This is a genomic window from Pseudomonas frederiksbergensis, assembly GCF_000802155.2.
In the GTDB taxonomy this organism is placed as follows: domain Bacteria; phylum Pseudomonadota; class Gammaproteobacteria; order Pseudomonadales; family Pseudomonadaceae; genus Aquipseudomonas; species Aquipseudomonas frederiksbergensis_A.
Genome location: NZ_JQGJ02000042.1, coordinates 1 through 9,853, shown reverse-complemented (window position 1 = coordinate 9,853; position 9,853 = coordinate 1). Strand labels below are relative to the sequence as shown.

10 protein-coding genes are annotated in these 9,853 nt (G+C 55.5%); all 10 read right to left on the bottom strand.

Annotated elements, in window-relative coordinates:
• Positions 1-1,641 (bottom strand): ImcF-related family protein (locus JZ00_RS29385; protein WP_327184811.1); only part of this gene is annotated, 1,641 nt, incomplete at its 3' end.
• 107 nt (positions 1,642-1,748) lie between these two features.
• The gene (locus tag JZ00_RS29380) at positions 1,749-2,909 is read right to left on the bottom strand and encodes a hypothetical protein (RefSeq protein WP_235433126.1); all 1,161 of its coding nucleotides are present in this window, start codon (positions 2,907-2,909) and stop codon (positions 1,749-1,751) included.
• A 3-nt stretch (positions 2,910-2,912) separates the two neighbouring features.
• Entirely contained in the window at positions 2,913-3,179 is a 267-nt protein-coding gene (locus tag JZ00_RS29375) for a PAAR domain-containing protein (protein WP_039594685.1), read from the bottom strand.
• Positions 3,180-3,253: 74 nt separating this feature from the next.
• Positions 3,254-4,027 carry a hypothetical protein gene (locus JZ00_RS29370; protein ID WP_039594686.1) on the bottom strand — a complete coding sequence of 258 codons (774 nt, stop codon included), beginning with the start codon at positions 4,025-4,027 and terminating at the stop codon, positions 3,254-3,256.
• Positions 4,024-4,797, bottom strand: a complete 774-nt coding sequence (locus JZ00_RS29365) for a hypothetical protein (protein WP_039594687.1) — start codon at positions 4,795-4,797, stop codon at positions 4,024-4,026. Before JZ00_RS29365 ends, JZ00_RS29370 begins: the two co-directional genes overlap by 4 nt.
• Before the next feature lie 28 nt (positions 4,798-4,825).
• Positions 4,826-6,871 carry a lipase family protein gene (locus tag JZ00_RS29360; protein WP_039594688.1) on the bottom strand — a complete coding sequence of 682 codons (2,046 nt, stop codon included), beginning with the start codon at positions 6,869-6,871 and terminating at the stop codon, positions 4,826-4,828.
• Positions 6,872-7,024: 153 nt separating this feature from the next.
• The gene (locus JZ00_RS29355; protein WP_039594689.1) at positions 7,025-7,543 is read right to left on the bottom strand and encodes a hypothetical protein; all 519 of its coding nucleotides are present in this window, start codon (positions 7,541-7,543) and stop codon (positions 7,025-7,027) included.
• Between the two features lie 305 nt (positions 7,544-7,848).
• Positions 7,849-8,223, bottom strand: a complete 375-nt coding sequence (locus JZ00_RS29350; RefSeq protein WP_039594690.1) for a DUF7079 family protein — start codon at positions 8,221-8,223, stop codon at positions 7,849-7,851.
• Positions 8,208-8,981, bottom strand: coding sequence for a hypothetical protein (locus tag JZ00_RS29345; RefSeq protein WP_046510213.1), 774 nt, complete (start codon positions 8,979-8,981; stop codon positions 8,208-8,210). Before JZ00_RS29345 ends, JZ00_RS29350 begins: the two co-directional genes overlap by 16 nt.
• A 198-nt stretch (positions 8,982-9,179) precedes the next feature.
• The coding region (locus JZ00_RS29335) for a DUF2345 domain-containing protein (RefSeq protein WP_046510212.1) at positions 9,180-9,853 on the bottom strand (674 nt) is incomplete at its 5' end.

Here is a 9,853-nt window from a genome sequence, read left to right as displayed (position 1 = left end):
GTCGTCCAGCACCTGTTGATACAGGCTGGCCTCGGCGTTGCGCTGGCCCAACTGGTCGAGCAACGCCTGGCGCACCTGCGCCACCAACCGAGGGTCGGCCTCGATGCGCCAGTCGGGGTGCGCGGCCAGTTGCTCGGCGTAGAACTGCCAGACGTTGGCCGCCACCGTTCGCCAGAGCGCGGGGGACACGCCCTCCCAGGTGGGTTCGGCATGGGCAAGCGTCTTGACCAGAAGATCCGCCTCGGCTTTTTCCGGGCGCGCCATCATCAGGTACGCCTTGAGCTGATCATAGGCAACCGCCGAGCGCTCGACGCGCTGGGGACTGCCCGGCGCCAGCTTGACCAACGCCTCCAGCTGCTCGCGCAAGCGCGCCGCCGCCGGATCCCGCACCAGGCGCTTATTGGCCTCGACATAACGTGGCCAGAGCGTTTCGAGCAGCTGGGGGTTGCGGTTCAAGCCAAAGCGCTGATACCAAGGTGCACCGTATACGGCGCGGTGATCCAGGCGCGCCAGCACGTGGACCAGCTCATTGAGCGCCAGCAATTGTGCCTCCGGGGTCGATGCCTGTTGCAACGCCGTCGACACGGCCTGCACCTGGACGATCTGCGCCCAGTTGCTGACGAACGACAGCACCATTCCCGCGCCCCACATCACCGCCAACCCCAGGAACAGCCCGTAGGCGACTCGCGGTGCACGCCAGCCCAGGCGAGCGCCGACGGCCTTGTCGCGCTGCACGCCATGCCACGCCGGATCCGGCCACCAGAAATGCTCGATCTCGCCACTGTCAGTGGCGCGCAACGGCTGGCTGAACCACACCCCGCGCAGCAGCAACCCAGGGTTGAAACCACTCAACAACGGTGCCAACGCCTGCCGCCAACGGGCGATGCCATTGGCCTGCAAATCCCGGGACAAGCGCAGCAGGAAATCGTGGTGCATCTGCTTCTTGAGCTTCATCTGCGCAATGCCCTGGTGACGCAAAGGCTCGACCAGTTCCTCCAGACAATCCTCCAGCATCGCTGGCGTCACCTTGGCCGGCAACAGACAACCCACCGGCTGGCTTTCGCGACCCTCCTGGGACCATGCGTTCTCGCACACCTGCCACAGGTGCAACGGCAACTGCCGACGTGCCCGCCGCGCCAGCTCCTGCAAATGCCGCAACCCCTTGTCCAGCGCCACGGCATCGGCGCTTTGCTCCGGGGTCAGCGCCCAGACCACGCCATCCAATGCGCGCCCACGACGCAGGCCGAGCCACTGATCCAGCAGTGGGCTTTCCAGCGTTTCCTGGAGGCTGCCGCCCCAAAGCAGCACAGTGCGCTGGCCTTCGAGCCATTTCTTATTCGCCAGGTGCGGGGCGATGGCGGTGATCTCGGTGGGTTCGCCGACAATGAGCAGGAGGCGGGTTTTGTGGCGCCAGAGGGGGCCGTATAGGTGGCGGAGGTAATTACGCAGCTCCGAATGCTCAGAACCTGATTGAGGGGGCAGCGCCAAATACGCATCTTCATGAGGGCGCGCTTTATTCGCCAACTCGTGCTCACGGTGGAACTGCCGCTTGAGATAGATCAGTAAAAGAGGTGCCAGATACCCCAGCACAGCCATGGTCATGATCAATAACAAAGCCAACAGCTTGTGGGCATCGTCCACTAAGCCAACCCGTTCGCCGTAAAACCAGATAGCCCATCCCGAAAGCGCAGTCAGCGTGATGAGCCACACCGCTGCACCCGCTCGGCGCCATAAATTACTGAAGGTCCTCATGCGATCTCTCCGGACGTCACGGTGCCGATCCAATGCCCTGATGCATCTTTGGCCAAGAGCAACAAAGGACGTTGTTGGTGCCTGGCCATCTCCACGCCCAACGCTGCCGTCAGCCAATGACTGAACGGCCCCGTCACTCCGCACAGACGCTGCTGAATCCACTGCTGCCCTACTTCGAGCGAAGCGCCCAGCGCACCGCCGGCGGCGAAAACCTGGCCCATCAACGGCTGCCAGTCGGTACCATCAGCCAGCAGTCCAGTCGCTCGAAGAGCTCCGGTTTGGGATTGCAGAAATACCGGTAGTTCGTGGGGCAAGCGGTTGGTATCCAGCGACATGGGGCGCAATAAGCCACCGACTACCGGCAGCTCCCATGCGAGCGCCAACTTGTCAGGACACAACAGCAAGGCAGCCAAGCCGTCCGAGTACGCCGACTCGCCATGTAGCTGCAACACCAGGATCAACTCAATGGCGGTACTGCCGGTCCTCAGCGTCTCGTCGATCCACTGGTATGACAATTGAGCAGATACGATGACCGACTCTGGCGCCGGCAATCCCATGTCATTGACCCAGATCTGATGCCATGCCTCGCGCAACACTGCGTATTGCCCGGGCTCGATATCGCTCAGCAGAGTGACGCGCAACGGTTGTCTTACCGGCAAAACTCGCGCGGCCGGCTCCAGCGCCGACAACAGCAATGACAGTCCGGCGGGCGCCCGTTGGGGCTGCTGCTGGACCTCGGCAATGCGCCGTGCCTGTCCAGTTCGAGGCGGCACGTTAAGTCCATCTTGAACGACCACGCTGGCAGAGACGCGATCTGGCAACAGCACACAACTGGCCTGCACAGCCATATAACGATGCGCCCAGTCCTGCCAGGCGTGTTGCGCATCTTGCGCCTCCGCTTGCAGGAACTGGTGATGACTCAGCGCGCCACCATAGGCATAGGCGCGGGCACCGAACGCCAATGCCCAAGCCAGCAACGGCGAGCCGGAAAATGCCCAGATGCTCAATGTCTGCAATATCGGCAAATGTTCGGCGGCATGTAGGAGGGACAGCAAAACAGACGCCAACACCGCCGCGCCTGCCCCAAATACCCAGCGACCCAGCACGATAGGTGCCGGGGCCTTCACCACTTCGGATGCCTGACGATCCCAACCCATGGCTCAGCCCACCGCGCAATCGGGTGCGCTGGAAATCAACTGGCAACCGCACTCGCTGCGGCAACCGTTGACGACCATCTGGCGACCATTCTCGGCCCATTCCCCGCAGCCTTCGACGATGGAATTGATCCCATGCCCCGGTATCGGACAGCGGACCTTGTCGCCGACCAACGCTACGGGTTTGCCTTTGATACTCATCGTGGAAGAAGCTGAGATGACTTCTCCGTTGTGAGTGGTTTTATCACCCAGCAAAACAAATCCTTGTGACATATTTAGAACTCCTGTTCCTAAGGTTAGTTAATAACTGATTGAGCTTGCTTCAAGCAGAACGGGAACAAGTGGCTTCATTCTTTGTTCTCCGCTGCCAGGCGAATGGCCTGGAGCTTCTGAAACTTCGAGTCCAGGCGGCCATCAGCCCAAACACTTCCATCGGGGAAGGTGAATGCAATGTTGTTGCCCTTTTTTTTCTCCTTGGGCTCGGTTGAACGAAGCATGAAATCGGAGTGCAGGACGGGTTCGAAGTATATTTTCTGAGCTTGCAGCGCCTGATATTTAAGATATGAACGCCCTTCACCTAATAGGCTGATGTGTTTTTTATATCCTCCTAAAAATGCCTCGCTCACCCATGGGTAATAATCTTTTTGTATCGTTAAGTCTCCATCTATTTTGAAGTCAGCTCCTCCTCGTGGAGAGTTGTTGTGGTCGAGGATCACCACAACTCCACCGCCTCCTCCAGGAATTACGTTTTCACCAAAGCGAGCGGGATCGGCATAAGCAACACCGAAGGTGACATTGGCCAGGTGCCATTGGCATGCTCCGCCCCCATCCTTGGGTAGTTCGACTTGATAAATATCACTCTGCCCCTGGCGTTCGAACTCTTTATAAACGGAGTTATGGCCATCCCGTTCGGTACGTTGGCCGCTAGCGCCATAGCTGATGCGCTTACAAGCGGCCGAGCGATACATCACCCACATGGTTTCGGTTTTCAGCTCCTTGGGCAGTTTTACCGTTACCGTCACTTTTTCGCTGTCCGCCGGTGGCGCCAGGCTGTAGTCCTTGGCGCAGCCGCTGAGGCTCGCGAACGAAGTGATAAATATAACCGGGAGAACTGATTTCATTTTTTGTTCTCCGCAGCCAGGCGAATGGCTTGGAGCTTGCGCAGGTCGGGATTATGTGAACCATCGGCCACCACGGTGCCGTCGGGGTAGGTGAATTTAATGAAGCTTCCGACTTTATGTACTTTTGTTCCTTCAGAGGTGACCAGGTAATTGGAATGCAGTATGGGTTCGAAAAATACTTGCCGAGCCTGTAGGGCTTGATACTTGAGGTAGAGACTAGCTTCGCCTGCCAAACTGATGCGCTTTACATATCCGTCTAGGAAGTTTTCCTTTAACCATGGGTAGTAATCCTTCTTGATCATTAAGTCACCATCGATCTTGAAGTCTGCTCCTCCCCGTGGAGAGTTGTTGTGATCGAAGATGACCACAATGCCGCCGCCGCCACCAACAACCACGCTCTCGCCAAAACGAGTCGGGTCGGCATAAACGACGCCGAAGGTCACGTTGCTCAAGTGCCATTGGCAAGCGCCGCCACCGTCCATAGGTAGCTCGGCTCGATAGAGATCACTCTGTCCTTGACGCACTGGCCATATATCAGTTCGCTGATACTCGTCACGTTGGTAGGGTTTGCCCATTGCAGTGTGGTCGGTGAAGGTACAGATGGTGGAGCGGTAAACGACCTGCATGACTTCATTTGTCAGCTCCTTGGGCAGTTTTACCGTTACCGTCACTTTTTCGCTGTCCGCAGGTGGCGCCAGGCCGTAGTCCTTGGCGCAACCGCTGAGACTGATGAGCATTGCCACTATGACGATGGGTATTTTCTTGATCATGATCCACTCCTTGCTCGTGTCGACGGACTCAGCCCCAGGTCTTCGTAAAGTAGGTATTCGGGTCGGCCACGGCGTCAAAGCGCTGTAACGCCTCGATACCGCCCTCGACCTCCCGTGTGGTGCCCAAGGCCTGGGTCAGCAAACCCTGCAAACCCAGGAAGACCCGGTTACGGTCCCGTTCGTGTTCGTGGATGCGGCTGTAATGCTCGTGCATCTGCTGCTCGAAGCGTTGTCGCTCAAGCTGCTCCTTCATCAAGGGCTCCCGCTCGGGGTTGATCGACTCCAGCAGATGGTTATGCAGGTAGGGTTGATACTCGCTCATGAAATGGTTGCCGAGGCCACTCAGTCGGCCCTTCTTGGGGTTGCCGTGGGGCGGGAAATAACGGGCCCGATCACCCGGTCGCAGCGTGCCGATCAGGCCTTCTTGCGCCTGCTTGGCCTGTTGGTCATCTTCCGGGCTCAGGCTGGGTACGAGATAAAACTTGGCCTTTTCCTGCAGGGGATGAGCGATGGTGGTGTAGTAAGGCGCGCCGAGCCCTTCTTTGTTGCGGTAGGCCGGGTATTGCGAGCCACGTTCCTGCACGTGCTGCTCGGCCCTGAAGAACATGGCGATTTCGCCGTGGTGACAAAAAGGATCGCCATGTTTGAACACTGCGCTGGCCGTTAGCTGAAGCAACGACCAGGTAAATCCCAGGGTGGTGCCCAACGGGCCGTACAAGTCGTACAGGTAATTATCCAACGCCGCTTCGGGTGGCGCGCTGGGGATGGTGTCGGTGTCGTTGACGTGCCGGAAGTGCTGCAACTCGCCCAGGCCCTGAACAGCCTTGAGCGTGAAGGTGCGCGGCATGCCGTAGGTGTACAACAGTGGGTTGCGCGTTTGCAGTGAGGCGGCATGAATCAGACCGAGGGCACCGCCAAGGCTATGGCCGCAAATGAAGAGCTTCCTGTCGAAGCCCTCTCCAGGAATCGTCTTGCCCAAATCATCGGAAAAAATTCTTCTCGCCATTTCATAGGCATCACGAAAGCCCAAATGCACGCTGCCTTCCTGCGTCAGGTCGGCACAGGACACCTTGGGTTCGCAGTTGGCGACAATTTCTGGCTGGACCGGTCGAAAGGTCACGTCTGTCGCCAGGTCGGTAAAGGGGTAGGCCATCTCGGTGCCGCGCCAGGCCACCAGCACCTGGGTTGCATTGATGGCGTAGAACAGTTGCGTGTCTCCTTCCGGCGGTTCTGCTTTGCTGGTGTCCAAAGGTTCGGCCGTTGTATAGCGCTCATCAAAAGGCACATCACTGACCAGACAAGGCCAATTCTGGCCCCCGTCCCATATCCTCGGCGTACGTGACAGATCCACACATTGCTGGTCGAAAAATTCCTTGACGGAACCCCGGTCCTGCTCTGGCGATGTGCTGTACGACAAGATGCTCATCAGTCCCAGGTTGTAGGCATTGGCGAGGCTGTAATCCGGTTGGTGATGCAGCACCAGCGACCAGGCCCGGAGCGGACAAACCTCCAGCACATGGCGGCGGTCCAGTTGTCCATCATCGACAGTAAAGCCGCTGTACGTCCGGTCTGGAAAATGAAAGGCGGGCGGTTGATTGGCGTCGGTCAATGGCGGGGACAGATCGGGCAGCCGATCACACAACTGACCGATACGCAGGTAGTGATAGCCATGCCCAGCCTCAATGGTCTGTCGCTCGATTGGAGAAAAACCCGAACGCTGCGGACTGTGCAGCGGGGTGCGGTCGCCAATTACAGGCCTGGGCGGCTCAGGCCGTTCGGCGCGCAAGCGACGGGTTTGCAATTGCCCGGCCAGCGAATTGGCGTCCAGCAACAAGGTGATGGCCAGCGGGTGCAGACCCTCGATGCGGATCACCCCATCGGCATCGCTGATGCCAGCATATTCGGGTATATACGCCGTGCGCGTGGCTTCGTTCTGCGCACGGAAGGGCATGTTCGCCAAGGGTTCACCGTGTTCGTCCAGCAATTGGAATTCGATCCAGTGCTGTTTCTGTTTTCCGACGGTAATGACTTTGAACGGATTAAGCGTATCCGTACGGTGCCGGGTGTCGTTCATATCAATCGTTCCTTAATAATTATCTTTCCTTAAATCGCGAATGGGTTTCGCACCCAAACTAGACAAAGCCATGTCGCCTCACCTATTCGCACAAGCTAGTCAGAGCAGTTCACCTACTTCGAATTAACCATCAACACCACTAACTCACAAAAGCTATTCATCATTGTCGTTATGTCCAGCATCGCGGGACGGAATCAGTTCGCCATACTCGACGACTCGACTGTACTGAATATATTCCAGGGCTCCGCCCAAGGCCTCGTTAATTAAAAAAACAACCGCATACGTATCTCTTGGACGATAAGCGTCACTCATTCGAAAGATATAGGCTCTATCAACCTCTAGCTTTAAGGGACGAGCATTTGTTTTTTGATCGTCACTCTCATAGCCATCTGGCACAGTACCAAAAACTATGCAATCACCAGGGTTCAAAATTTTCGGTTGAGCACCTTCCGTAAGTGCGATCCCCCAAGAAGCGGGGCTTCTTACATCTCCTTCGGATAAAGATAGCCACCCCAGCCTAAACACTTGCTTCTCTTTAGCTGGCAGACAGATAGCCGGTTTATCATCAATCGTCGCAACATCGGCGCTCGTTTTGCGCCCAAACGATGTCGCGGTAGCCTCAACCCCGAGCATTATCAAAATGCCAGCTGAAAAAAACATTCGGTAGTGCATGCCTTTACTCTACAATTGATAGGGCAAGCCCTAATACACACCCACAAATCATACAAAACAACGACCCAAACCACTTAATAAATTAGAAGACCTGAACCAAAAAAAACAGCAATGAAAAGCTAAACAGCATAATTTTCGCGGACCGCTTCACATACAACCTTAGAATGCTCAGATAGCAAAACACGCCTACATACGGTAGATCCATCCCACTCCAGAAAACATAATCACGTTTTATTTTCATAATCCTTATGCCCTCATTCTATACGTCTAGCCACAACCTCATTTTGAAGACCGTACACTACCGCTCACCCCCACTTTTGGTTCGCCCTCTCAATTTCCGCTTTTAACTCGGCCCAATCATCCGAACCAAGGAATCGCAGCACGCGCTCCCCTACAGCGGTAAAACACTTCCCTAGCGGGCCTTGCTTAGCTCTTTTCTCTATTAAAGAATCGATATCTGAAAATAATTGCTCCCTATCAAAGCAAAACCAAATTGGTGGCACTGACACAAAAAAATTAAAAATACAAACTGGTGCAACCATTTTAAACAAAGCATCTTCAACATCTACCATAGAGTACGATTTTGCCACCGCCGCTATTTGAACGTAATCGACTTCGTTATCCACAAACAAATAGGAGAGTGCCAGCCACAGTTCCCGCTGATCTAATTGACCTCCCATTTGGAGAACTCCTCTATCTCATCGTCATAAGCTTCAGCGAATGTCGAGGCAGCCCAACCAGATGCAATCCCAGCAGCTAACATCAAACCAACGGCGCAGAACGGTGCGCCAGGGCCACACACTGTAGATACAGCCAAGCTTGCCAACGCAGCGCCAGCCGCCCCGCCACCAACAATCACACCCTGTTTGATCGCCTCCTTTTGCTTATTCTCAGCGTTCGCTATCTCATACGCCGCATAAGCAACCGTAACGATGATTAATACTTTGCCTGAAACCCTCAACGCCTTATTAAGAGTGTTAAATCCCGCATTAGGCCTGGCAGAAGATTCTACGATTTCGTAGTACATCGAGTTTTTTTGCTCCGCGCCAAGCGCCATGAAACTCTTGCCAAACTTCTTGACGGCTCTTTCGTCAAGAAGCTTTTCGAGCGAAGGGGAAATAATTTTCTTTTTTTCAGCAATAGCCTTCCCGTGTACAGAGGTCTTACTCCTAACCTCAGCCATAATCTTGTTGCGCATTTCGTAACAAAACTCCGCCGCTTCTTTAACCGAAACCTTGCCGCTCCTAACCTGCAGCAAGACTTCCGCCCTCACCCGCTTGACGTTACGGTTGTAATTATCGCGCTGCTTGGCATCATCTATAAAATCCGAAGAAAATTTTAGTGCCGCCCCTTCAAAACTCTCAAGCGCCTTTTCCAATACCTCGTCGTCAAGTGGATGAGATTTTTCTGCCAGATACAACTTATAAAAAGAATCCATAGCGCTACTCCGAGAGCTCTTTGATTATTCTTTCCGCAGCGCCGGCCACCTCGCGCGAGCGGTCCAGGTCCTCTATTTCAAACTTGACACAAGCCTTTCCATAAAAAGAGTAAAAGCTCGCCTTGTTCTCATGATCGAATTCGCCTTGCAAGAGCTCTCCGTCATCCATGGTCGCGGTGCACTTTATGCCTTCGTAGTTCAATTCGGGCGGAGCAAAAAACTAATCCATTTTTCCGAGCTCAATAATTCAACTTTCAAATCCCCCGGCACCAAGGTATTGACACTCATGGTCCGCCCATCCCTGTCCGTTACCCCATTGAACACATCCCCCTGTTGAGTCGTAACGCGATAGCGGGCAAACGGCATTGCTGCCTGGGCGTGGTCTTTCAGCGTATAGCCGGCGGCATAACCGGCCGGTAATGGGGAGGCAGGGGTATGCAGGCTGGCCCCTTGGGTTTTTTCCACATGGGAGGCCTTCAAATAGACGTTGCCCGGTGCACCCAGCTCGATATCACCGTCTTTCAGGCGGATGTAGGCGCCACCGCAGTTGAGCACCAGCTCCTGCGGTGCGCTGATTTCCACGCGCCCTTGAATACTTTCGATTTTCACATCGGTCTTCGCCAAGGCGTGAAGATCATTCCCTTGAGCATGTAGCTCGATCTTTCCTCCGGCAGATTTGAGTTGTATCCCAGCTTCCTTGGCCACTACGCTGATGCCGCCCTGCGCGGTGGCGGTGATGTCGTGGCCTGCGCTGATATCAGCGTTGTGCGCAGCGATGATGCCAACGCTTTCGGCGCCGGAGGCCAGGCATACGGCTTCAGGGCTGACCACGCCGATCCCGCTTGGCGCATGCAGCAGTACGCCAGGTTGTT

Coding starts and splice junctions, on each gene's coding strand:
- JZ00_RS29380 (WP_235433126.1), bottom strand. CDS start 2,909: ATGGGTTGGGATCGTCAGGCATCCGAAGTGGTGAAGGCCCCGGCACCT.
- JZ00_RS29375 (WP_039594685.1), bottom strand. CDS start 3,179: ATGTCACAAGGATTTGTTTTGCTGGGTGATAAAACCACTCACAACGGA.
- JZ00_RS29370 (WP_039594686.1), bottom strand. CDS start 4,027: ATGAAATCAGTTCTCCCGGTTATATTTATCACTTCGTTCGCGAGCCTC.
- JZ00_RS29365 (WP_039594687.1), bottom strand. CDS start 4,797: ATGATCAAGAAAATACCCATCGTCATAGTGGCAATGCTCATCAGTCTC.
- JZ00_RS29360 (WP_039594688.1), bottom strand. CDS start 6,871: ATGAACGACACCCGGCACCGTACGGATACGCTTAATCCGTTCAAAGTC.
- JZ00_RS29355 (WP_039594689.1), bottom strand. CDS start 7,543: ATGCACTACCGAATGTTTTTTTCAGCTGGCATTTTGATAATGCTCGGG.
- JZ00_RS29350 (WP_039594690.1), bottom strand. CDS start 8,223: ATGGGAGGTCAATTAGATCAGCGGGAACTGTGGCTGGCACTCTCCTAT.
- JZ00_RS29345 (WP_046510213.1), bottom strand. CDS start 8,981: ATGGATTCTTTTTATAAGTTGTATCTGGCAGAAAAATCTCATCCACTT.